Source organism: Oceanihabitans sp. IOP_32, assembly GCF_009498295.1.
GTDB classification, from domain to species: Bacteria; Bacteroidota; Bacteroidia; order Flavobacteriales; family Flavobacteriaceae; genus Wocania; species Wocania indica.
In genome coordinates this window covers 2057974-2083266 of the sequence record NZ_CP040813.1, presented here as the reverse complement: position 1 = coordinate 2083266, position 25293 = coordinate 2057974, and the positions used below count along the sequence as shown (strand labels likewise).

Genomic DNA, 25293 nt, shown 5'->3' with positions numbered 1-25293 from the left:
AGGAACTGTAAGAACAGTACAAAGCAGATTAACAGGATAACAACGATTAGAATACCAATCCAAATTATTTTATCTTTTTTGGTAATGCTATTTTTTACAGACGGTACTTTAGTGTTTTTTTTATTTCGTCTATCTCGTCTATTTCGTCTATTTTCTAACATAGAATATCATTTTTGCTATGAACCAACCAACCAATCAACCACTTCCACTTCATCTGCTGTAACCCCAAAAATTATATTCTCGCAGTTAATCAATGCTTATGAATATTCCCTTTTAGCACAAAATAGTATAATAGGAATGCGGTTATTACCACAAAGATTATTGCAAGAATCCCATTAAACTTATCTTTTTTTGTGATTTTGTTATTCGATGATTTACTAACCTTTTTATTTCTTTTATTTCTCTGTTTTTGATACATCGTTTTTGATTATTACCATTTCATCTTCTGTAATCTAACAGCATTTAAGATAGCCAACAAAGCCACTCCTACATCTGCAAACACAGCCTCCCACATTGTCGCCAGGCCTCCTGCACCCAAAACAAGTACCACAGCTTTTACTCCAAAAGCAAGCGCAATGTTTTGATATACAATACGTCTGGTTGAACGACCAATTTTAATAGCTTTTGCAATTTTGCTCGGTTGGTCTGTTTGGATGATAACGTCTGCCGTTTCTATCGCTACATCACTTCCCAAGCCGCCCATTGCTATACCAACATCGCTTACTGCCAATACTGGGGCATCGTTGATGCCATCGCCAATGAAAGCTACTCTTCCGTCATTTTCGGACATCAATTTTTCGACTTCGTTCAATTTATCTTCTGGAAGCAATCCGCCTTTTGCGGTATCGATGCCCATTTCTTTTGCGACTTGTTGTGTGATGGAATCCTTATCGCCTGAAAGCATTATGATTTTGGAAATTCCTGATTCCCTAATTTGCTTAATGGCTTCGTGTGCATCATCCTTTAGCTCGTCTGCAATGATTACATAGCCTGCAAATTTGCCTTCAATAGAAACCATCACGATAGATTCTACAATGTTGTCGGTTTCAGATGGAACTTCGATATTGTTTGAAATCATCAATGGTTTATTCCCAACCAATACGGTTTTGCCGTTTACTGTTCCCTTTAAGCCTTTTCCTGCTACTTCACTTACTTCGGAAGCTTGAAAATCTTCGCCATCGGCTTTATAATCCATAATTGCCTTGGCAATGGGATGGGTAGATTGTTCTTCCATCGCCATTAGGTATTTCATAAATTCAGGTTCTTTCCAGCCAATGGCTTTTATTTCTTTGATTTTAAAAACACCTTTGGTTACAGTTCCTGTTTTGTCCATAACAACGGTATTAACCTTCGTCATTTCATCCAAATAAGATGCGCCTTTGAACAAAATCCCGTTTTTTGAAGCTGCTCCCAATCCACCAAAATAGCCCAACGGAATAGAGATAACCAAAGCACACGGACAGGAAATAACCAAGAAAATCAATGCTCTATACAACCAATCGCTAAAAACATAATCGTCCACAAAAAAGTAAGGTAGAAATGTCAAGGCAATTGCCAAGAATACCACGATAGGCGTATAGATTTTTGCAAACTTTCTAATGAACAATTCGGTCTTTGATTTCCGTGCGGTGGCGTTTTGCACCATATCCAAAATTCTTGCAATAGAACTATCCTTAAATTCTTTAGTAGTTTTTATTTCAATTACACCGTCCAAGTTTATGCTTCCAGCAAATACTTTTTCGCCTTTTGCAATGGTATCAGGTTTGCTTTCGCCCGTTAATGCTGCGGTATTGAACGAGCCTTTTTCGGACAATAAAATACCATCTAAAGGAATTTTTTCGCCCACACGTACTTGCACTTTTTCGCCAATAGCAACGGTTTCGGGATTTACAGAAACATAATTGTTGTCCCGATAAACCAAAGCTTCATTGGGTCTTACATCCAGTAATGCCTTGATGCTTCCTTTGGCTCTTTTAACCGCGGCACTTTGGAATAATTCGCCTACCGCATAAAACAACATTACTGCCACACCTTCCGGATATTCGCCAATGGCGAATGCACCTATGGTTGCGATGGACATCAATAGAAATTCGGTAAAGAAATCGCCATTTTTGATGCTGTTCCAACCTTCCTTTATCACAGGAAAACCTACAGGAAGGTATGCGACTGCATACCAGACGATACGTATCCAATCTTTAAAAAATGCTACGTCAAAATAATCCATCGCAATGCCAATAATCAGCATTACAAAGCTGAAAATTGCTGGTACATAAACTTTAAATTTCCCTATGCTTTCTGCGCTGCTTTGGTTGTGGGCATCATTGCGCTTGTGAGTATCTGAAGAAGTTTTATTCAAATCTCTTAAATTGACTTTCTTTTTTTTCATTAGTTTGATAATAATTTTATTTTAATTCACAGTTATTCCAATCTCAACACCAATTGCGCAAACTGCACTTCTATGGTATCATCGATACCCTCTATTAAGAAATCCAAACCAGTATTTGAAACCAATAATTGTCCGGTTGCACTTATCAAGCAGGACATACTTACTCCTTGTTCTATATGGGTAATGGTTGCTTTAAATTGTGATTTAAAGGATTTTCCTTGATAAGTAACATCTATCAGCCAATTAAAGTTGATAGGGTCGTGCCGTTTTGATAAAAAATCCTGTGATGGAATAGTGCCCGTGAACCGAAGCATCAAAGGGGCTTCCTGCTGTTGTAAAATGGTATTGATTTCAGGAATATCTGTTGATAAAGTCTTAAGGTCGAGTACACCATTAACCACTTTGGAATCATAATCAAGATATAAGGCCAATTTATGGCTTTCTGCCTTGACGGGTTTAGAGTTAACCAAAGTCATCATCATAATATGACCTTCTTCAGTTGTATAAATTTTTTGGGCGTTTACTTTATAATAACTAACCAACAAGATTATTAAAATACAATGTTTAACATTCATAATATCCATCTTTAATTGTATAATTAAAAAAAAGCAGCTTCTACTTTTGCTTTTAATGCTATTAATCATTTTGCTTTAAGAAGCATCATAAAAGCTGCCTGCTATTAATTAAGTTTTCACTTAATTTATTTTAAATAAAAAATTTCACTCTTTCACATAACCACTTACCGCTATTTATTATCTATATCCTTTTCTCTTTTACCGAAATAATACATCAGAGCAACACTTGCACCTAATAGTCCAAACAGAATATTCTCGAAAATTTGATTCCCATTGATATTCACAATTTCAATGAAATTATTTATTAAATATTGCCACCAATTAATTTCATAATTCTGACTGCTAATCGTGAAAATTGTTATCCCCAAAGGTTGAAGGATAAAAACACCTATGGCAAACCCAATTAGTATGGTAATAAGAATATTCTTTTTATTCATCGTCTGTCTTTTACGGAAGTAAGCTTACTGGCTCTCAATCCAACTTTTGACATCTTCCTTTTGGTCTATATTGAAATACTTAATTTCGGCGTTGGTAAAAGGCTTCATAAATTGGGTTATCCATTCTTGCCATTTTTTATCTCCTACCATTGCTATTTTTTCATAGTCTCTGGCGTGGGCCGTATCCATTTTGAGGTCTTCCCATAAACTAGGCAAGTCCCAACCCGTAAAATTGTCCATCTCAAAATACCAACGAACCTTCATCCCCTTGTCCAGTATAGCGTGGATAAGTGGATGGATTTTTTCGATGTCTTCTTTTCTCAATTTGCCCGAAGCTTTTGTTGCAACAATATTTTTTTTCCTTTAACTCAATTATCTGTAACATTTTATATAGTTTTTAATTAATTATTATCCTTCTAAATCGTAAAACCATTCTTCAGCCATTACAATTGCTTTTTTGATGGCCTTTTCTTTTGAAAAGTCTTCCTTTTCGATTAATTCTTTCGCAATTTCAATTGCCTTTTTTCTTACCGATGGATTAAGGGTGTCAAGCTCTGCTCTAAATTCTTCAAATGTCCAGTCCATAAAAAATATATTAGTGGTTAAACAATTCCTTTTCCTTTTCGGGGTCTATATCTTTTTTTTCTCTTTTATCCAAAAAATAATCCAGCAAGATACCTACTACAATCGCTCCCACAAACGCGGCATAAACTTTCCAATCAAATTGTATGACCAAAGAGAGGCTTATGATTATCGCCAAAATTGGCAGTATCGGAACTTTCCCAACAGATAAAGGAACTTTAAAGGGCCTGTCTTTATCTGGTGCTCTGAAACGCAATACGATAAGGGCAATGTTCACGGCGACAAAGACGAGCAACGCACCCAATGACGACATTCCCGCTACGATTTTAATATCGCCCAATAGCATAAAACCCGCAACTGCCGCCATAACCACAATGGTAGTAACCCACGGCACTTTATGTGCATTGGTTTTGGTCATAAATTTCGGAAGTTCGCCCACGCTTGCCATTCCAAACAGCAGCCTGCTGATAGAGATAATACCGCTAAAGGCCGCATTGGCAGTAGCAAAAAGTGCTGCGACCGCCAATGTCACGGGCAACCAACTGTTGAGATTTGATGCCGCAAGTGAAAGTGGCGAATCTACTTTTGCCAGTTCTGACGGGTCGGCAATGTTAAGTACCGTAAAAGCTATGAGCAGATAGATAACGGTTGTAAAAACCATTGTCAGTAGAAAGGCACGAGGAATGGTCTTGCCAGAGTTTTTTACTTCAGAACCCAATGCAGCCATATGCTCAAAACCTGTATAGACAAAAAACAAGGTTGCGGTAGCCGCCAAAGTACCGGAAAAGGATTCAACTTTAAAAAATTCAGCCTTTGGCGGGCCAGTTTCTGCAAGCCCGACCACAATAAGAATGAACAATCCCAAAAGTTGTATGCTAACCATTATAATATTGGCAGGAGATGATTTCTTGATTCCCGTAATGCTTATCAATGAAAGAATTATCAATACGCCATAACTTATCAATAGGGAAGGCACACTAAAAAAAGTGTTGAAATAACCTGAAAAGGCCAGCAATACAGCGGCTATCGTGGCAGAACTGTGAAAGGCAATTGTCCAGCCAGTGAGAAAGGAAGGAATGTCAATTTTCGGAAACGCTTTGCGTACAAAAATGAATTCGGCACCTGCATTGGGATAGGTAGAGGATAACTCTGCATAAGACAATGCCGAAACGCTGGCAGCAATTGCAGCGAAAACAAAACTCAACCAAAGGTCGGTACCTGCTTGTCCAGCTGCTGCGCCTATGACAGTATATATTCCTGCACCCACAATAGTGCCTACTCCATAAAAGGTAAGACGAATTGTTCCCAATGATTTTTTTAATTCTGCCATAATATTTTTTAAGTTAGAGAAGGTGGAAGAAACCTGAACCTGACCATTGGACCCAAGGGTTCAGAATTCTGAAACTTCCATCTAATATTTTTGCCTGCATTTTTCACATATTCCCTTTAATATCAGGTTCACATTTCTCACTTCATAATCGTCTGGCAAGCTTTCTTTCGATATCTTATTCGGTAAACAGATTGTTCTTCTGCAATCGGTACAATGAAAATGCAGATGTAAATCTATACCGTATTTATCTTTGGCGTTTTCATCAGAAATAGCATATTTTGCCACTCCGACCCCATCATTAATCTGATGAATCAGCCCTTTATCCTCGAAAATCTTGAGATTTCGATAAAATGTCGTTCTGTTTGCTGTTTTATTGGTTTCGCTCTTTTGAACAAAAGCCTTTTTCAAATCGGAAAAGGACACGGCACTTTGCTTCCTTTTCAGGAACTTGTATATCTTCAACCTCATTTGAGTAGGTCGAATACCGTGATTTAATAGTATCTTTTCCGTTTTAGTCATTGCAATATTAATTCAAAAGCAAACCCTTTTTTCAAAACATATATTTGATGCTATTTCTTATAAGCCAAAAGCCTTAACGCATTAAAAACCACAAGTAATGTTGAGCCTTCGTGGATGACCACTGCAATACCGATATTGGCCCAACCCATAATGGTCGATGGGATAAGCAATGCCACAATACCGAGGCTTACCCAAAGGTTTTGCTTGATAATTGCCTTTGCCTTCCTGCTCAAGCCTATGGCAAAGGGCAGGGTTTCCAATTTATCGGCCATTAGGGCAATGTCTGCAGTTTCCAAGGCCACATCACTGCCCGCTGCACCCATTGCGATACCTACTGTGCTGTTTGCCATTGCAGGGGCATCGTTCACACCGTCGCCTACCATTGCGACTTTGGATTCCTGTTCTTTTAATTTTTTAATGGCATCTACCTTTTCCTCTGGCAACAGGCTTCCCCAGGCATCGGTCAACCCAATTTCTTTAGCAACGGCATCGGCAACCTTTTGATTATCCCCGGTTAGCATTATCATCCGCTTGATACCGATTTCCTTTAATTTTTTCAGTGTTTCCTTGGCCGCTTCCCGTGGGGTGTCCATCAGGGCGATGATACCTATATATTCTTTGTTCCTTCTTATGAGCATCGTAGTATTTCCACCACCTTCAAGTTCTTTTACTTTATTCGATATATCTTCGGATGGTTTTGCTTCATCGAGGTCTTCGTACAAGTCAAGGTTTCCAATATAGATTTTATCCTTGCCCAAAGAAGCTTTGATACCTTTTCCGAGAACTGCTTCCAAATCTGACGCATCGATAATATCAGTACCTTTCAGACGCTCTTTCCCATCCCTTACGACGGCTTTGGCCAAAGGGTGGTCGCTCAAGTTTTCAACGGCAACGGCTATCTTTAACAGTTCATTTTCTTCAATATCCCCCAATGGTACTACTTCGGTAAGTTTGGGCTTGCCTTCGGTAAGCGTGCCTGTTTTATCAAAAGCCAAAGCGGTTATGACCCCTAAATCCTCAAGTGGTCGCCCACCTTTGATGAGCACGCCGCCACGTGCTGCCCTTGCCACACCGCTCAATACGGCACTTGGTGTTGAAATGGCCAGTGCACAGGGACTTGCAGCTACCAATACCGCCATTGCACGATAAAAGCTGGCACTAAACGGTTCGTCAATGACCAGAAAGGCAAAGAGTAGGATACCAACCAGTATCAGTACGGATGGCACAAAGTATTTTTCGAACTTATCGGTCAACAGCTGTGTGGGGGACTTTTGGGTCTGCGCCTCGTTGACCAGTTTAACCAATCGGGACAGGGTAGAGTCTTTGGCTTCTTTGATTATCTTAATTTCCAACATACTATTACCGTTGATAGTTCCAGCAAATACCCGATTTTCATCCTTGATATCATCGTCTGCCGAATAGTTTCTGTCCTTATCTTCCACAGGGATTTTGTCCACAGGTACACTTTCCCCAGTAATTGGTGCTTGGTTTACACTACTTTTTCCGTTGACCACGACGCCATCTGCGGATATTTTACTATTGGGCTTGACCACTATAATATCGCCAATACTCAATTCCTCAATTCCAACTTCTTCGGTCTTGCCATCTTTTTTAAGCAATGCTGTTTTTGGTGCAAGGTCTGCAAGCGCAGCAATGCTTTTTCTTGCTTTGTTCATTGCGTAATGTTCCAAGGCGTGCCCAAGGCTAAATAAAAACAACAACAGTGCACCTTCTGCCCATTCTCCCAGAATGGCGGCACCAATGGCAGCGACCAGCATTAAAAAATCAATTTCAAAACCACCCTTGGCCACAGTTTGAACCGCTTCCTTGGCCGTAAAGAAACCACCGAAAAAGTACGCGCCAATGTACAAAGTAAGACTGACCCAATCCGGGATGGATTCCACATAAGAAAGCCCGAAACCTATCCCGAGAAGTGCCCCACAGATAATGGAAAAAATAAGCTCCGTATTTTTACCGAAAACCCCACCGTGGGTGTGCGCTCCACCTTCCTCGTGGGTCTCGCCCTCCTTGTGCTCGTGGCCCTCTGTGGAAGTTTGCTCTTTAGTATCTTCCTTCTTTGAACGTTCCTGTTTTTTTTTGGATGCTTCGGTGTAATTATTTTCGTTTGAAGAACTCCGCTGAACCTGAAGGTCTTCCTTTTCAATCTGTTTACTTATTTCATCAAAATTTGTTTGCTTTTTATCAAACTCAAGGCGCACCATTCCAGAGGCCGAAACGGAAGCCTCCAAAACCCCATTGATTGCCAAAAGACTTTTCTCTATGGAACGTGCCTGTCTTGTATGTCTGATTCCTTTTACCTCAATGAGCAAATGCCCATATTTTTCGGTAATCTCGGCACCTGTCTGTTCTGCGAGAGATTGAATGCGGTCTATAGAAATGATATCGGGGTCATAATGAAAACAGAGCTGTGGCGTGGTATCTTCCTTTGTATCGGTAACGTGTACTTTTTCGATACCCTCTTTGGCCTGTAGTTCTTGAATAAGCCTTTTAACACAAGTGTCTTTTTCGTTTGGAACTTGTGGTAGGATAACCGGGATTTTTAGTTGTAGTTTTTTCATTTTTCACTATTTTTTTTTAATCCATTCTTTGGCATCGTCTTTTTCTTCTGGCTTATAAAATTTTATATGAGCTTCTGAAAAAGGAAGCAATACCTCGGTAAATTGCTCCTGCCATTTAACGCTACCCACTAAAGCAACACGCTTTAAATGTGTTTCATTCGGAAGATTCAATTCAATGCCCTTCCAATAGGCACTTACCGTCCAGCCTTCAAAATTTTGCATTTCAATGTACCAGAACACTTCCTGATAGGCATTTATATGTTCTGTTAAGACCGGTATCAAGTTCTCATAATCCTTGGCATCCAGCTTGTTTTCAGCCACCATATATACCGTAGCTTCTTTTTTATAGATTGTTATCATTGCTCATTATTTATAAATGATGATTGAATTGAAAAACCTAAAACTCAACCCAAATTATCGCTGCATTTTTCGCAGATACCTTTTACCACCAAATTAATATCTTCGGTAATGTAGCCATCGGGCAAGCTGATATGCGGGATTTTATGTTCTGTTAAACAGACCGTTTCATTACAGTTGTTGCAATGAAAGTGCAAATGAAGGTCGTTGCCGACCTCGCATTCACAGTTCTCTTCGCAAAGGGCATATTTAATAACTCCAGTCCCATCCTCAATTTGATGTACAATACCTTTTTCCTCAAACGTTTTTATAGTCCTAAATAGGGTACTTCTTTCGCTGACCTTAAAATCCTTTTCCAAATCGCCAAGACTGATGGCCACCTCTAATTCTGCCAAACGTTTGTAGGTCATTAGGCGCATTGCCGTAGGTCGTATTCCTTTGCTTTCCAGAAGTTGGACTATTTTTTCCATTTGCACTAAAATGTTTTATAGGTCGTACCGTTTTAAGGAATCTCCCGTTTTAATCTGAAAGGCATTCTCTATATTGGCTATATATATAATACCATCTCCAGGCCCGTCGGTTTTGGCGTTGGCTATAATTGTTTCAATGGCCGCTTGGGCTTCCTCATTTTGGCAGACCAGTTCCAGCTTAACCACTGGACTGTCTGTAACGTGAAAATCCAGCGACGGTCTTGCACCTTTTGATTTGAATGCACCAGTGCCTTCAGCTTGTGAAAGGGTCATACTTTTGAACCCATTATCAGATAGTGCTTCAATGACTCTTTGGATTCGGTTCGGTTTTATAAATGCTTTTATTTCCTTCATATTATGAATTTTTTAAATTTTTAATCGATTTTGAACCGAGCCTGTTTTCTAATTTTTAACAAACTAATTAAGACGATAAACAAACTCGGAATCAAAACCTTTGGTTTTTCTTGAATTAATGGTCGTGTTCCAGTTCGCCTTTAACCATTTCAGAAGACAGGTTATAAGCTCCTTTGATGACCACTTTGGCATCCGTTGAAACTTCGGCAGGAAGATTGACTTCAACAAAGCCCAAATCAGTTAGTCCAACCGTTACGGGTACCATTTTAAATTTCATTTTGTTCGCTTCCATTGCTTCATCTTCATCCAAAATAAAAATAAAGGATTGCTCGCCTTCTTTTATAATGGCAGCTTCCGGTACTGCAAAACCTTTTTTCTCGCCCTGCACTATGCGTCCTTCCACGTACATACCCGGCAACAGGTTTTTATCCTTGTTCTCAATATCTGCCAAAACTTCCAATGCTTTTGGGTCAGTATTGAAGGTTTTGCCAACAGACCTAACGGTTGCCTTAAGCAGTTCGTCCGGACGAGAAGCCGTTGAAAAATATATCTGTTGCCCTTTCTTGATTTGCTTTATGTCCTTCTCATATACTTTGAAGTTGACATAAATCTTTGAATTATCGCTTATTGAGAACATTTTGGATTGTTGTGCCACATAATCGCCCAGACTAATCATTACTTCATCCACATAGCCACTTATGGGCGTGATAATGGGAACTGCGGAATATATTTGGTCTTCAGCCACCTTGTCCGGGTTGATGCCCAACAGTCTCAATTGGGAACGCAAACCATTGACGCTGGATGTTGTGGAACGAAATTTTGACTGCGCCATCTGAAATTCCTTGCCAGAAGAAACACCTTTATCATAAAGAGTCTGCTTACGCTCAAAATCCTGTTTCAAAAAGACCAGTTCATCATTTTTTTCCTGATAATCCTGTTGCATTGCAATGATATCTGGATGCTCAATATACGCAAGCACCTGTCCTTTGCTTACGTTATCTCCAGGTACAACTTTTATGGAACTCACATTTCCACCAACAAACGGACTGATGTTCGCCTTGTCCTGTGGGTAAAGTTCCAGCGTACCCGTTACCTTAATGTTGTTCCCTAAATTCCGTTCCTCCAGAGGTTTCATTTCCAAACCGATGGTTTCAGCCTGTTGCTTTGTAAGTTCTACAACGCCTTCTTCCTCACTATGGCCTCCTTCTTCTTCGTCGTGACCTTCTTCGCCGTGTGCATCTTCGCCACCTGCTTCGGTTTTTGATACGCCTTCAGCTTCGTTATGCCCAAGTTCAGATTTTTGGCCATCGTTACAACTCATAAACATAAGTGTAAATAATACGGTACTTACTAATAGTATATTCTTCATTTTTCTTCTTTATTATATTATAGATTACCCAACTGATATTGTACCTCAATAGATTGTTGGTTGTATTGATTGATGTATTCCAAATGTGTTTGCTTTATCCTGATGGCACTGTTAAGGATGGTTATATAGTTGACATAATCTATTTCGCCTTCCTTGGATGCCAATTCTGCGGTGGTTATTTGTTCTTCCGCCAAAAGCAATGCGCCTTCTTCATAATACTGCAATATTTTCCGCGTTTTTTCAAGGGATTTGAACAATTGCGACACCCTACTTTCGGTGGTTGCCTTTTGCTCCAAATATTGATTTTCTGCGACCATTGCATCTGCCTTGGCTGCCTTTATCCTCGATTTCTGCGGAAAAAACCATAACGGAATACTAATACCTGCCTGATAGGTATTGAATCCAGAAACATCATCCACTACTTGCCTTCCAAACGATAAACTGAATTTCGGTAGGAGTTGCGATTTTTCAACACCCACATTTGCTTTACTTACTTCGGCGTTCTGCAACGCATATTGCAATATTGGGTTGTTTGCTACCGAGGTAGAATCCAAATTTGCCATAAAATCCAATGGCTCGTAAAAATCGTTCACCGTTTCAATGCTTTCATCCGTTCCCAAATACTGTTTTAAAGCACGTTTGGCAATTTCAATATCATCATAGGCTTGTTGTTTTAATACTTGTATTTGCTGATATTCCGAAGATGCTGCAATAAATTCCAATTTCCCGGTTTCCCCTGTTTCATAACGCAATTCAGCAGCCTCCCTAAAATTAATATAAACACTATCCAGCTGTTCTGCAAAACGCAACTGTGCCTTGTAATAATTAATTTGGTCATAGGCTTGCATCACATTGCGCACCAACTGTTGTTCATTGGCCACATAAAACTTTTCTCCCAAGGCAATACGCTCTTTGTAAAACTTCGATTTTGAAAATCCTGAAAGCAAATCAATGTTGCCCTGTTGCACACCAATGGTAGTCTGTACTCCGGGAAGATTATTGCCATATTCTTCCTTTCCCGTAAAAACTTGCGTACTGCCCAAGTCGAAACTTGTGCCTTTCATAGCCTGTTCACGTTCTATAAAGGCTTGACTTTCTTTAAGAGAAGGATAATTCTGTTTTGCCAAAGCGATGGCCTCATCCACGGTCAAGGTTTTTGGAATTGTTCCATCTGCATTGGTGTCTTGGGCAAAAGCAGTTCCAGAAGCCATCAAACCGCCAACCATCAATAATACGGTTACAATGTTAGTTGATTTGTTGACATAGCTTATAGCTCCATCGTTATTGTTTCGTTCTTTTCTCGATTCGAGCCAGTAATAAAGAATAGGAATAACCACCAAGGTCAGAAAGGTTGCCGTAAGCATTCCTCCAATCACTACTGTTGCCAATGGTCGTTGTACTTCGGCACCACCAGAGGTGGAAACCGCCATTGGGATAAAGCCCATAATTGTTGTAATGGCTGTCAATAAAATTGGACGTAAACGTTCGTGCGTAGCTTCGTATATACGTTTTTTTATATCTGTCATTCCACTGTCTTTTAGTTCATTGAATTTGTTTATAAGAATCAAGCCGTTTAATACGGCAACTCCGAAGAGTACGATAAACCCGACTCCCGCCGAAATACTGAAAGGCATTCCACGAATCCACAAAACGAAAACGCCACCTATGGCTGCCAAAGGTACCGCCATATAGATCATCAAGGCTTGTGAAAATGAATTCAAAGCAAAGTAAAGCAGAACAAATATTGTTATTAAAACGATTGGGACTACGATCATCAATCGGTCTGACGCACGTTGCAGGTTTTCAAATGACCCTCCGTAAGTAACATAATATCCCGGTGGCAGTTTCACTTCCGTTTCCAGTTTTTGCTGAATCTCCTCAACCATCGATTTTACATCTCGCCCACGAACATTGACACCAACCGAAATACGCCGCGAGGTATTGTCCCTTGAAATCTGCATTGGTCCTGGTTTGTAACTGATGTCCGCGACTTCCTTTAAAGGCACTTGCGCTCCGTTTGGCAAATCGATATACAAATTCTTAAGGCTGTTGATGTCTTGCCTAAAGTCTTCCGCCAAACGAATGACTACATCAAAGCGTTTTTCGCCCTCAAAAATCACACCTGCGGCTTCTCCTGAAAACGATGCACTCACATAATCATTCAGCTTGTCAACGGTTACTCCGTATTGAGCCATTTTTGCGCGGTTATACACCACGGTCATTTGGGGCAAACCACTTGTAGCCTCTACGTTAAGGTCTGCTGCACCGGGAACTTTCCGTATGACCGCAGCAATTTCCTGAACCTTATCTGCCAACACGTTTAAATCTTCTCCATATAATTTGATGGCTACGTCCTCACGAACACCTGTAAGCAATTCATTAAATCGAAGTTCGACAGGTTGTGTAAACACGAAGTTTACTCCGGGAACTACTGAAATTTTTTCTTGAATTTTTTCTATGAGTTCTTCTTTACTGTCTGCGGAAGTCCATTTACTCTTGTCTTTTTCAAGAATAATGTAACTATCCGCAATATCCATAGGCATTGGGTCTGTTGGTATTTCGGCCACACCAATCCGTGAAACCACTGTTTTTACTTCCGGAAATTCATTGATTAAGTTCTGAAGTTTTTCTGAAGCCTCAATGGATTCTGTAAGACTACTCCCCGGTTTTATCAAGGCCTGAAAGGCAATATCTCCTTCATCAAATTTAGGGACAAATTCTGCTCCCATATTGCTAAATACAAATCCTGTAATTAATAGCAATGCAATCGCACCTATAACGACACCGGCTCGAAAGCGAAGTGCAAAATTAAGTATGGGTAAATAAGCCCGATTTAAAATATCCATAATTTTATCGCTTATCCTATCCATCTGGTTTTCAAATTTGGCAAACCAACTGTTTTGATTTTTAGCAGGTTTTAAAAATAAGGACGACATCATTGGCACGTATGTAAGACAAAGGATAATCGCTCCTAAAACAGCAAAACCAAAAGTGAATGCCATTGGCCGGAACATTTTTCCTTCTACGCCGGTCAAGAACAAAATAGGTGTGAAAACAATGAGAACGATTAATTGTCCGAAAAAGGCAGAATTCATCATTTTACTTGCAGAATCGTAGGTTATTTCATCCATTTCGGATTGTCCTATAATGGCATTGGATTTTTTCATCCGTTGATGAATGTGGAATACCGTACCCTCCACTATAATTACCGCCCCGTCAACAATAATCCCAAAATCAATTGCCCCCAACGACATCAGGTTTGCCCAAATGCCAAATTGTTTCATTAAAATAAATGCAAATAATAGGCATAAGGGAATGATTGAAGCAGCAATCAATCCTCCACGGAAGCTTCCCAAAAGCAAGACCAAAACAAATATGACAATAAGCGCTCCTTCTATTAGGTTTGTTTTTACGGTACTTGTGGTTGCCTCAATAAGTTCACTTCGACTTAAAAAAGCATCAATATAAACGCCTTCCGGCAGGGATTTTTGGATTTCGGTTATACGCTTTTCAACATTTTCTATAACGTTACTTGGACTTTCGCCTTTCAGCATTAGTATTTGTCCACCAACAGATTCGTGGCCATCTTGGGTAAACGCACCATAGCGCACTTGATTTCCATAGCCCACTTTTTCGGCGACATCCCGCACTAAAACAGGGCTTCCGTTTTGTGTGGTTACAACGGTGTTTTCCAAATCTGAAATGCTACGCGCCAAGCCTTCGCCACGAATAAAATTGGCCTGATGGTTTTTTTCAATATACGCACCTCCGGTATTTGCGTTATTAACTTTCAGGGCTTCAAAAACCTGATTCATTGTAATGCCAAAACTTTTTAGTTTATCAGGGTTTATGGCAACTTCGTACTGCTTTACATAGCCTCCAAAAGCATTAACCTCTACCACTCCTGGGACTAATGCCATTTGGCGTTTTACAATCCAATCCTGTATGGTACGAAGCTCCATAGCATCGTATTTATCTTCGTAGCCTTCTTTTACTTTTAGGGTGTATTGGTAGATTTCGCCCAGACCCGTAGTTATTGGTGCCATAAATGGTGTGCCGAAGCCTTCGGGGATTTCGCCAGCAACTTCCGTTAATTTCTCCTGCACTAATTGCCGGGGAAGATAAGTACCTGCCTCGTCCTTAAAGACAATGGTAACCACAGACAGCCCAAAACGAGATACGGAACGCAGCTCGATAACGTCAGGAAGGTTTGCCATTGCCAATTCTACCGGATAGGTTACAAATTGCTCAATATCTTCAGTCCCTAAATTTGGGGCAACGGTAATAACCTGTACTTGGTTGTTGGTAATATCGGGTACAGAACCCAGTTTTATAGTGGCCATAGACCAAATGCCCGTACCTACAAGCGCCACTATAAAAAGCCCAATAATAAACTTGTTATTAATGGAAAATGAAATGATTTTGTTAATCATAGAAAAAGTATTAATTCAGTTTAAACCTCGCAGTGCAAATAGATGCAATACGTTTATGATGTGATACTTACTTTGAAAAGCATCACGATAGGATATAGATATCCTTAAAAAAACTGAATTATACTTTAGGGGGTTGGAAAAGCGATTCCAGATATCTGGAAGTGAAGTTTACTTTATGTAAGTTAAACTGTTTTTTCTCTTCAAACTTTAGTCGATTGGTTAAAGCCGAATTGTTGTTCGCAATAATTAATACTAAAGGGTGACAACATTGATGATGGGAATGGACTGGTGTATTCTCCTTATCTGGGTTATTATGATGCCCTTCATTTTTTGCATCATTGTCAATGTAATCTTCAATTACATATTCAAGGAAAGAGTCTCCATAAACTTTATGGTCTTGATAATGGGTAATAATGCTTGAAATTTCTTTAATTGGTCCACAAAAGTCCATATCAATGCTAATTCCCTGAAAAAAGAATAAAATTGACATTGATATGGAAAAGAATATTTTCATAAAGTTTGACAAAGATACAAATTAATCGATGCACAGGTTGTGCAAAGATTGTTTAGGTGTGAGCAATAATCTTTATTTTCTTGAATTGGCGGGCAAGCAACTGTTCCATAAGAACAAAACACACAACAATCTCCATCATAAGGCTTCAAGACTGTTTTACAATTTTCACACTCATAAAAGAATTGACAAGCGTTTGTTGGCATCTCTTCTACTTTTTTGTGTCCACAGTTTGGACAAGTAATTTTTGATTTTAATTGAATTTTCATCAAATCTCATCTAATGACTTACGGTTTTTATTAGTACTTTTTTTAAATTCCGAAGGGGTCATTCCTGTTAGCTTTTTAAACTGATTGCTTAAATAAGCGACGCTACTGTAATTCATTTTAAAGGCTATTTCACTCAAGGTTAATTCATCATAAACTATTAGTTCCTTGACACGTTCAATTTTTTGGTTGATAATGTATTGCTCAAAGGTGATACTTTCAACCGATGAAAACAGTGAGCTTAAATATTTATAATCAAGATGTATGTTGTCGCTTACATAATCTGCCCATTTAATGTTCAGTTCTCTGGATGAGAGATGAATTTTATTTACAACCAATGTTTTCATCTGTTCGATAAGTTGACTTTTACGGTCGTCAATCAAATTGAAACCTGAATTTTGAAGGGCTTCGGAAAGCTCTTTTTTGGTGTTTGTATTTAATGTTGACATTAATTTAACCTCTCCCAATTTAATAGAAGCATAGGATATTTCAAGTTGTTTTAAAATATTGGATACTGCCGAGATACATCTTGGGCAGACCATATTTTTAATATAGATAATCTCACTCATATAATACTTGTTTTAAAACAAGGTTAACCCAGATTTGTTTAGTGAATAGTAAACAGCAGCTATCGCAGCAATTACAAAAACCAATACTATCACAACAAAAGCTATAATTTTATCTTTTTTTGAGATATTACTTTTAGGTTGATGCTTCTTCCTTTCATTTTTTCGTCTATTTCTTCTTCTTTCACTCATTATCGTTCGCCATTATAAAACCAAGATTATTTTTTGGCCTTATGAAGATTACTTGATTAATCCGTAATTCGTTTTATTTTAAAGTTGCTTTTACCTCTCCACAGGTTAACATAGCCTCTCCATAATATGGATTTCGCACTTCTTCTTCCAAACTTATCCAATAGGCACCTTTATTGTTATCGGCCATTGGGCAAAACTGGATATATACATTTTGATTGACCCCAAAAAGCTGTACACCACTTATCATATGTGCCGAAAGATGCTTGAAATGCCCTCTTTGTGCTGCTATGTCTGAACTGTTCTCAATAGCATCTGCTGATGACTTTAGTTCCTTTTGAATGGTCATCCAATGGTTATGTGCCTTTTCATCAGATAATAATTTCATATCTACTTTTTTCAAGGACTGGTTGATTTGTTCTCCTGCTTGTTGAGCACCCTTGGTATCAGTGTTTACTAATGCGTCCTTCAAAAGAATGTAATCATCAAAAACCTGTTCTAACTGAATCTGAAATTTGTTTGAAACCTTAATTCTTTCCTTCATTTGAGAATGATCGGTTACATCCATATTTTCTCCAGAACTATCTTCTTGCATTCCCAAATGCCCTTCGTGTCCCGTCATAGTTTTACCTCCTTCTTGATTCATCATTGATTTTTTACCCTGAAGCTGTGCCGCGGCATCTACTGTAAACGTGCCGTTAGTTACCACTTCATCTCCATTTTTTAAACCTTCAAGAACGGTATAACTATCGCCAGTGGCATTGCCCAATAAAACTTCTTTCATCTCAAAAACAGCTTTATTAGGGTCTGTTTTGACATAGACCACAGAACGTTCGCCCGTCCACATAACAGCCGTTGACGGTATGGAAACGGTGTTCTCTGTGCTCGTTTGAGCACCCTCGATTTTTCCTTCCACAAACATTCCCGGCTTAAAGAGGTCTTTTTTATTTTGTAAAACTGCTCTCACGACCACCGTTCTTGTAGCAGAGTTTAATAAGGGGTCAATAAATGAGACCTTGGCGTCAAACACTTCATTTCTATAGGCATTGGTGGTTACTTTAATGGTTTGTCCTTCTTTTAAGGACGCAATTTGGTTTTCGTAAGCATCAAATTCTGCCCATACTGTATTGAGATTGGCAATTTTGTATAAGGGTTGTCCTTGTTTTAAATAATCTCCTTCCTCTACCATTTTCTGTGTTACCGTTCCTGATACGGTTGCGTACACAGGAAAGTTTTCTTGTACTTTCCCAGAGTTTTCTATGGCGTTGATTTGCTTTTCTGAAAGTTTCCAAAGTTTAAGCTTGTTTCTAACAGCTTTATATAATTCTGGTTGCGATTCTTTTAAGGATGAAGCGGTAAGCAGTTCTTGCTGTGCCGCAACTAATTCTGGCGAATAAATAGTTGCCAAGCGTTGCCCTGTACCAACACGTTCTCCTGTAGAATTAACGTATAGTTTTTCAATTCTTCCTCCAAAATATGTGACCTGTACGGCATTTGACTCTTCATTTGCTTTTATCTTTCCAGATAATTTTAGGGAATTATTTCCTATTTGTCCTTGTCCCACAAGAGACGTTTGAATATTGGCTAGAGCCATTGCGTTATCGGTCATTTTGATTTCATTGGCATTGAGTCCATCGGCACCTGATTCAGCTGGAATTAAATCCATTCCACATATTGGGCAGTCGCCAGGCTCTGGTTGCATAATTTGTGGGTGCATTGAACAGGTCCACATTTGATTAGCAGCAATTTCTTCTGAATGTTCGTGATTGTCTTTAGCACTATTTGTTGCCTTATCAGTAGAATCTCCACCGAACAGTAGAAAGCCGCCTAGAAGGCCAACAATCAAGGCAATACCTATATAAATGATGTTTTTTTTCATTGTTTTTGTTTTTATTTGTTATTTTTTAATCGTTTAATCATTGCTTTCATTTCTGCAATTTCCTTTTCTTGTGCTTTAATTATATCATCTGCTAATTTCTTCACTTCCGGGTCTTGTATATCCGCTCGCTTACTGGTTAAAATGGCGATAGAGTGATGCGGAATCATAGCCTTCATATAAAGCACATCGCCAATAATTGGGGCCTGTGCCCTCACAAGGCCTAACGCACCACCAAATAGAACAATACTTCCAAGAACAATTGCTATATTTTTCTTTTTGTTTTGGTACATATTACGCATTGTTACAAACATAATAATGGCCATAGCGGCAATACCCAAACAGCTCATATAAAATCGGGTAAGACTAAAATAGACGTGGTCAATTTCATAAGAGTTTAAGTACATTGTAACGTACATTGCTATGAAGGATGCCACGAGCATACCTACAAATTTTGTGTAGTTCTTTTTCTTTGAATTTTGATTTGAACTTTCCATTTTATGTTGGTTTTAGTGGTACTTATTTTCGTTTCTTTTTAACCAATTTTCTAATTGTGGGCGACGATATGTACCAAAGTAAGAACCCACTTAATACTGTAATTAACCCTAACAATGAAAACGCCCGCAGGATTATGGTATTAAAGTTGTCCCTGCCTTGATAGTCCATAGTGTGGGTCATCCACAAAAAATCGAACCAGCGCCAGTTTCTATGACGAACGGTCTGAAATGCACCATTTTCTATGGCGACATAAGCCTTCAAGTTTTGTGGGGTTTTATATGAAATCTCATAGGCTGGTAATGGACGACCACGGTATTCGTGATGTGCATCTACTTTCTCAATTCGTTTTATACCCCTTATTTCCAAATCGGGAAGCATATATCTATTGGCTACCTGTTTTGCTTCAGCTTTAGTAATACCATTTTTTTCATTTCCCGTTTTAGCACTAAATAAATTAGCTTCGTTAATCCAATAGTACGGCTCATTGGCTATTTCCAATAATTTTAGTGTTTGGATTGGTTCTTCACTCGCTAATTGCTCAGTCCCCAATAGGTTGGAAAAAGCAGTTTGCCGTGGCTTTTCTTTTTTGAACTGGTCGCCGTGTATTTCATCAATGTCCGTCCAGCTAAAATACATTCCGCTGATAGTCCACATCAAGAACTGAATGCCGAGGAATATACCCAAGTATCGGTGCGCTTTTCGAATCCATTTTGCTGTCTTTCTGTTGACCATACTTTCTATAATTTAATTCACAAAATATTTGACAATTATTCCACCTACCAACCAGACGTAACAGATATAGGCAACATACTTTAAAATCTTTTCAAGCAATGGGCTTTTAGGTGCCATCCCGCTCATCGTACTTTCAACGCCCTTATTTTTAAAGAACCCTAAATAGTTGTTTGTAAAACCCTGTGTTTTCAGATTTTTTTCTTGTTGTCATTAACCATTTTAACTTACTTTCTTAGCTAAATAACTGAAGCGCCAATGCACCACCAACTATTAAGATTAGGATTGTATATACTATATAATTGAGCCATTTTTTAACAACAGATTTTTCTGTTGTTTGGTGACAACCATCTTTGCAACATTCTTTCATTACTATCTATTTTTTTCCCTATTGTTACTTACAAAAGCCTATAAATAATACTTGAAAGTGAGAGGTAAATTTTAATCAACCAACCAAAATATTTACCCCTCAAAATCAAGCATTCTTCACTAAATTTCTCTTCATCATAAGTTTTTAATTACCTGACATAGGAAGAGAGACGTTATATTTAGGGGTTTAATCTCTCTCCCTTATTCAGGCTGCTATTAACCAAATCAACTTTTCTTTTTCAAAATTTATTGTGCCTGTACACGGGAAGGATTTCACTAACTATTAAACCTAATTCCCTTCCCACGACAGGACTTCACTATTCAGATATCTTTATCATCTTACAACCTTCTGTTAACTAATAACCAGAACATCGAGAAGATTTTTTTACAAAGAATTATCTATTTTGAATAGTTTTTTGCACTTTTCCACATTTAAGCATTCTGCTACCGTAATATGGGTTTTTTACTTCTTTGCTGGTACTCAACCACGCACTACCTTTATCGTACATTGGGCAAAATTGTTGGTAAAGCGTGTTTTTTGTTCCCGTAATAGCTACCAAATCTGTTATGTCCTTACTTAAGGTCTTAAAATGTTCGCGCTGGTGGTCTATGGCACTTTCAGAAATATGTTCTGCGTGCTCGGTAGCATCTTCTATGATATCGGCCAGCTCTTTTTGTTGTTCTTTTGTATAACTACCCATATCAAATGCTTTAAGAGTGGCTACCAATTTTGTTCCTGCTTGTGCTGCCTTTTTTGTATCGTCCGCAACTAAAGCATCTTTTAAATTAAAGTAATCACTTAAAATAGCTTCTGCTTTTGCGTCACTATTTTTATTCATCATTTTGCTATGGTCCATTTTCATATCTCCGTGATCGTGGTTCATTTTTTCTTTTTCCTGTGCATTGGTAAAAGAAACTGCTAACAATAGCATTGCTGCAATACTCATTTTTAAATTTTTCATTTTAATTACTTTTAAATTATTGTTTATAAACTATCTTTTAATTGTGTGATAAAATTGATTAACTCTTCTGCTTCAGCTTCTGTAAATGTTGCCTCACTATGTATCAAAGTGTAAGAATCCAAAGGCATTTCGCCATTTTCAATCTGCTTGATAATAGACCTTAACTTACTTGCTTTTCTTCGGCTGGATAATGAATCCCATTCGTTGAAATTAAGTTCAGCTTTTCCTTCTTTAATATGGTCTTCCAAAAACCAAGCAACGGGTTGAATTTTATTGTACCAAGGGTATTGCGTATTATTACTGTGGCAATCATAGCAGGAAACCTGTAACTTATTTTGAATGTTCTCCGGAACATTGTTAACCAACATAAAATCAGTTTCGGGTACCGTATCACTTTGATTGCGTGTAGTCGGAATAAATTGAATTCCCACGAACGCTACCAGTAGTACTATTGCTATAATCTTTACAATTTTCATTTAGTTAATTTCACGTTGTACTTTGCCGCATTTTAACATTTGACTACCATAGTATGGATTGCGCACTTCCTCTTTAGTACTTAGCCAAGCTGTACCGCCATCATACATAGGGCAAAACTGCTCGTAAAGCTTCATCTCTGCTCCTGTTATAGCAACCATATCTATAACATCTTTACTTAAAACTTTAAAATGTTCGCGCTGGTGTGCTATATCACTTTCTGAAATGTGGACTGCGTGTTCAACTGCATCCTCTACAATATCCTTTAATTCCGATTGCTGGGTATCGTTATATTGTGAGGCGTCAAAATTTCCTAAGGATGTTGCTAGGGTTGCCCCAAGTTCTTTGGCTTTGCCATTATCATCTCCCACCAAGGCATTCTTTAAGTTGAAATAGTCATTTAATACCGCTTGTGTATTACTATCTCCACCCATTGCCATTTCCCTCTTTTCGCCGTCGTGATGACCATCACTGTTATCGTGGTTCATTTCTGAATGGTCTCCATCCGTGCTATTTTGTTCTTTGCTGTTGTCTTTACAAGACATTACTGTTAAGGTTATGAATGCTATCGCAACTATACCTAATGTTGATTTTAATTTGCTCATTTTGTTTTAATTTAAGTTTGTGTTTATTAATTATTATTACTGCCTTTTTATAGTGTCTTATAATTTTTCAATGACGTTTTCCAACATTGCAGTTATTTCGCTGGCTACCTCATTCAATTTTTCATTTTTTACAGCTTGCATTGAAGCCATTGGGTTTACGGCCGCAACTTCAATGATACCTGCTTCGATTTCCTGTACTATGACATTGCAGGGCAACATCGTTCCAATTTTATCTTCTGCTTGCAAAGCTTTATGTGCATAGGGCGGATTACAAGCTCCGAGTATCCTATACTTTTTAAAGTCTATATCCAGTTTTTTCTTTAGTGTTTCTGTTACATCAATTTCTGTAAGGATTCCAAAACCTTCTTCCTTTAATCCTTGTGTCACTTTCTCTATGACCTCTTCGAAGGTTCCATTGATTGTTTTATTAAAATAATAGTTCATCTTTTTTTAATTTTTAGTTGTTTAAAATCTTGCTAATAGTCCACCACCCAATCCATATCGGTTATTGTAGTTAGCTTGGATTGAAAAATTGCGCGAAAGAATGTATGCAACCCCTACCAACCATTGTGTTTCGCTTTCAAATGATTTATTATTCTCTAAATCATTGACCCATCCAAAATCTGCTCTGTATTCGTATTCGCCTTCCAAAAAAATTCTTGGAAAAATCAATAATTCTCTGTCCAAACGTATTCTTGGGCGTAGCTGATGGTCCATACTCACATCTACATTAAATCTATAAGGCGTAAAATACTTTACACCAACCAATCCTACGGTATTAAATGTATCGTAAGAATCTGGTGTTGACGTTTCGGTATTTACTCCTGCATAAACACGTACCCAATCGTTCAGATACCTATTATAACTTATTTCGGCTTCAAGATTTTGGTCGTAATCGAACTCTGTTCTCAAACCAAATTCATTTCGGATATTGCTCGACGTTAAAAAGAGTTCATTAAAATTTGAACCTGCACGAGCCAATCCCCACGAATAATAATGGTCTGTCTCATCGATAAGTTTCTGAACTGGATAATCTTTCATTCTATCATCCCTTGGGGTATCGTAACTAAACACTCTTGCCATACCACCCATCATATGGTACAATACGTGACAATGAAAGAACCAATCGCCATACTCTTCGTTATAAAATTCAATAATAACTTTCTGCATTGGTGGTACGTTCACGGTATGCTTTAATGGGGAACGTTCTCCTTTTTCATTAATGACCCTGAAGTAATGACCGTGCAAGTGCATTGGATGGTGCATCATAGTCAGGTTATTTAATGTAATTCTGGTTACCTCGCCTCCTTTTATATTTATCTTATCGGTTTCTGATAATGGAACCCCATTCATACTCCATACATAGCGATTCATATTACCTGTTAGGTTAAGCAACACTTCATTTACTGGTAAATCTGCCTTAAATTCAGTTTTTTCTTTTGCCTCTAAAAAATCATAGTTGAAGTATGTCTTTCGCTCCTCATAATCAAAAGAAGTAGAATCCTTCTGCATCATTGGCATATTGTGCATATGACCTTCCATTTTATTTGATGCTCCATTATGGCTCATTGACATCGAGTCTTTTTTCATTCCCATTGTATCATCCATCTTCATATCCATTTGGTCATTCATTTTGCCATCTTTCATCGACATCTTATCGTTCCCCATTTTCATCTCGCCGTCCTTCATATTCATCTTCATTCCGTACTTCTGCATTAAAACTTCGGGTGTATTCTTCTTCTTGTTTCCAACCATTGCAGGTGCTCCCATTTTCATATCCATTTTAGCCATTTGCTTCATCATTTCCACTTTGTCTGGTCTGTCAATTCTTTCTGCGGGATAAAGTGTTCCTTGTCCTATACGTAAAGAGGTATCACCAGAGCCATCCTGTGCCGTGGCAGTAATTTCAACTGTACCTTCTGGAATGGTGACAATTACATCGTAGGTTTCAGCAATACCAAAAAGGAAGCGACTTTTTGATATAGGTTCCACATCAATACCGTCACTTGAAACAACCATTGGGTTACCCCCTCCGAAATCCATCCAATAATAGGTAGAAGCCGATGCGTTAATGAAGCGAAGCCTTACTTTTTCGCCAGCCGTAAATTCTGGATACTCTGCCAGTTTTTTACCGTTGGACAAAAATGCGGGATAATAAATGTCTGCAATATCAGCCCCTTCCATACGGTCTCTCCAAAATTTAAGTTGAGCACCAAAGGCACCTTCTGAAATGACCCTACTTAATGGCACTGCTGTGCCTTTTTTAACTTGATACCACTCGTTACCTCTTTTAAGGTTTCGTAATACATTCATTGGTTTTTCATTGGTCCAATCTGATAATACCACGACTAAATCTTTATCATATTCCAAGGTTTTCTCTTTTGGATGAATGATAATAGACCCATAAACACCTTTTTGTTCTTGTAGCATTGTGTGGGAATGGTACCAATATGTTCCCGATTGGTTGATTGGAATCCTGTATTGGAAAGTTGTTCCTGGCTCAATCGGTGGGGTAGTTAAATATGGAACCCCGTCGTAAAAATTGGGAAGTATCAATCCGTGCCAATGCACTGAAGTTTCTTCATCCATTTTATTGGTTACATTAATAATGGCAAGGTCTCCTATATTAAATTCCAAAACGGGTCCTGGAATATCACCATTGATAGTCATTGCATTAGCAGTAACACCACCAAGCGTCATTTTATTTTCTTCAATGGTAAGGTTATACTCTTTAATAGGTCGTCCTTCTTCTTTTCTATCTTGTCCGTTGGTTCCTACTTGTGCAACACTTTCAAATGAAACGAGAAGTACAAATAGTATTGTTATCTTTCTAATCATAATTCTTTATTTTAGTGTT

The 25293-nt window shown here is 38.4% G+C and carries 23 protein-coding genes and 1 pseudogene; all 24 read right to left on the bottom strand.

Going from position 1 to position 25293, the window contains the following annotated elements; genetic code table 11:
• Window positions 1–430: 430 nt before the first annotated feature.
• Window positions 431–2386 (bottom strand): heavy metal translocating P-type ATPase, encoded by a 1956-nt coding sequence (locus tag FEZ18_RS08730; RefSeq protein ID WP_153267953.1) that lies wholly within the window; start codon window positions 2384–2386, stop codon window positions 431–433.
• Between the two features lie 32 nt (window positions 2387–2418).
• Complete coding sequence (locus FEZ18_RS08725) at window positions 2419–2961, bottom strand: hypothetical protein (RefSeq protein WP_045079774.1); 543 nt, start codon at window positions 2959–2961, stop codon at window positions 2419–2421.
• 170 nt (window positions 2962–3131) lie between these two features.
• Window positions 3132–3398: a hypothetical protein gene (locus FEZ18_RS08720; RefSeq protein ID WP_110473888.1), complete on the bottom strand. Its 267-nt coding sequence runs from the start codon at window positions 3396–3398 to the stop codon at window positions 3132–3134.
• Between the two features lie 24 nt (window positions 3399–3422).
• The gene (locus tag FEZ18_RS08715) at window positions 3423–3722 is read right to left on the bottom strand and encodes an STAS/SEC14 domain-containing protein (RefSeq protein WP_410505107.1); all 300 of its coding nucleotides are present in this window, start codon (window positions 3720–3722) and stop codon (window positions 3423–3425) included.
• 84 nt (window positions 3723–3806) lie between these two features.
• The gene (locus tag FEZ18_RS14595; protein ID WP_165586669.1) at window positions 3807–3983 is read right to left on the bottom strand and encodes a hypothetical protein; all 177 of its coding nucleotides are present in this window, start codon (window positions 3981–3983) and stop codon (window positions 3807–3809) included.
• Window positions 3984–3993: 10 nt separating this feature from the next.
• Window positions 3994–5310 carry an APC family permease gene (locus tag FEZ18_RS08710; RefSeq protein WP_153267952.1) on the bottom strand — a complete coding sequence of 439 codons (1317 nt, stop codon included), beginning with the start codon at window positions 5308–5310 and terminating at the stop codon, window positions 3994–3996.
• Between the two features lie 81 nt (window positions 5311–5391).
• Entirely contained in the window at window positions 5392–5829 is a 438-nt protein-coding gene (locus FEZ18_RS08705) for a Fur family transcriptional regulator (RefSeq protein WP_045079535.1), read from the bottom strand.
• A gap of 50 nt (window positions 5830–5879) precedes the next feature.
• On the bottom strand, window positions 5880–8408 hold the full coding sequence (locus tag FEZ18_RS08700; protein WP_153267951.1) for a heavy metal translocating P-type ATPase: 2529 nt from the start codon (window positions 8406–8408) through the stop codon (window positions 5880–5882).
• Window positions 8409–8414: 6 nt separating this feature from the next.
• Window positions 8415–8768, bottom strand: a complete 354-nt coding sequence (locus FEZ18_RS08695) for an STAS/SEC14 domain-containing protein (protein ID WP_153267950.1) — start codon at window positions 8766–8768, stop codon at window positions 8415–8417.
• 44 nt (window positions 8769–8812) lie between these two features.
• On the bottom strand, window positions 8813–9235 hold the full coding sequence (locus tag FEZ18_RS08690; protein ID WP_153267949.1) for a Fur family transcriptional regulator: 423 nt from the start codon (window positions 9233–9235) through the stop codon (window positions 8813–8815).
• Between the two features lie 15 nt (window positions 9236–9250).
• Window positions 9251–9589 (bottom strand): P-II family nitrogen regulator, encoded by a 339-nt coding sequence (locus FEZ18_RS08685; RefSeq protein ID WP_110473893.1) that lies wholly within the window; start codon window positions 9587–9589, stop codon window positions 9251–9253.
• Between the two features lie 115 nt (window positions 9590–9704).
• The gene (locus FEZ18_RS08680; RefSeq protein ID WP_153267948.1) at window positions 9705–10958 is read right to left on the bottom strand and encodes an efflux RND transporter periplasmic adaptor subunit; all 1254 of its coding nucleotides are present in this window, start codon (window positions 10956–10958) and stop codon (window positions 9705–9707) included.
• A 17-nt stretch (window positions 10959–10975) separates the two neighbouring features.
• On the bottom strand, window positions 10976–15391 hold the full coding sequence (locus FEZ18_RS08675; protein ID WP_110473895.1) for a CusA/CzcA family heavy metal efflux RND transporter: 4416 nt from the start codon (window positions 15389–15391) through the stop codon (window positions 10976–10978).
• Window positions 15392–15509: 118 nt separating this feature from the next.
• Window positions 15510–15842 carry a hypothetical protein gene (locus FEZ18_RS08670; RefSeq protein WP_228122689.1) on the bottom strand — a complete coding sequence of 111 codons (333 nt, stop codon included), beginning with the start codon at window positions 15840–15842 and terminating at the stop codon, window positions 15510–15512.
• Between the two features lie 125 nt (window positions 15843–15967).
• Window positions 15968–16171 (bottom strand): annotated as a pseudogene (locus tag FEZ18_RS14690) (GDCCVxC domain-containing (seleno)protein); the annotation flags it as partial.
• Window positions 16171–16737: a helix-turn-helix domain-containing protein gene (locus FEZ18_RS08660; RefSeq protein ID WP_110473897.1), complete on the bottom strand. Its 567-nt coding sequence runs from the start codon at window positions 16735–16737 to the stop codon at window positions 16171–16173. The gene FEZ18_RS08660 and the pseudogene FEZ18_RS14690, both read right to left, overlap by 1 nt.
• 262 nt (window positions 16738–16999) lie before the next feature.
• Window positions 17000–18802, bottom strand: coding sequence for an efflux RND transporter periplasmic adaptor subunit (locus FEZ18_RS08655; protein WP_153267946.1), 1803 nt, complete (start codon window positions 18800–18802; stop codon window positions 17000–17002).
• Window positions 18803–18813: 11 nt separating this feature from the next.
• Window positions 18814–19296 (bottom strand): DUF305 domain-containing protein, encoded by a 483-nt coding sequence (locus tag FEZ18_RS08650; protein ID WP_153267945.1) that lies wholly within the window; start codon window positions 19294–19296, stop codon window positions 18814–18816.
• Between the two features lie 22 nt (window positions 19297–19318).
• Entirely contained in the window at window positions 19319–20029 is a 711-nt protein-coding gene (locus FEZ18_RS08645) for a PepSY domain-containing protein (protein WP_153267944.1), read from the bottom strand.
• 761 nt (window positions 20030–20790) lie between these two features.
• Window positions 20791–21357: a DUF3347 domain-containing protein gene (locus FEZ18_RS08640; RefSeq protein WP_153267943.1), complete on the bottom strand. Its 567-nt coding sequence runs from the start codon at window positions 21355–21357 to the stop codon at window positions 20791–20793.
• Between the two features lie 23 nt (window positions 21358–21380).
• Complete coding sequence (locus tag FEZ18_RS08635; RefSeq protein WP_153267942.1) at window positions 21381–21833, bottom strand: heme-binding domain-containing protein; 453 nt, start codon at window positions 21831–21833, stop codon at window positions 21381–21383.
• Window positions 21834–22436 (bottom strand): DUF3347 domain-containing protein, encoded by a 603-nt coding sequence (locus FEZ18_RS08630; RefSeq protein ID WP_153267941.1) that lies wholly within the window; start codon window positions 22434–22436, stop codon window positions 21834–21836.
• 57 nt (window positions 22437–22493) lie between these two features.
• Complete coding sequence (locus FEZ18_RS08625; protein WP_008991354.1) at window positions 22494–22880, bottom strand: DUF302 domain-containing protein; 387 nt, start codon at window positions 22878–22880, stop codon at window positions 22494–22496.
• Between the two features lie 21 nt (window positions 22881–22901).
• Window positions 22902–25274, bottom strand: coding sequence for a multicopper oxidase domain-containing protein (locus FEZ18_RS08620; protein WP_153267940.1), 2373 nt, complete (start codon window positions 25272–25274; stop codon window positions 22902–22904).
• Window positions 25275–25293 lie beyond the last annotated feature (19 nt).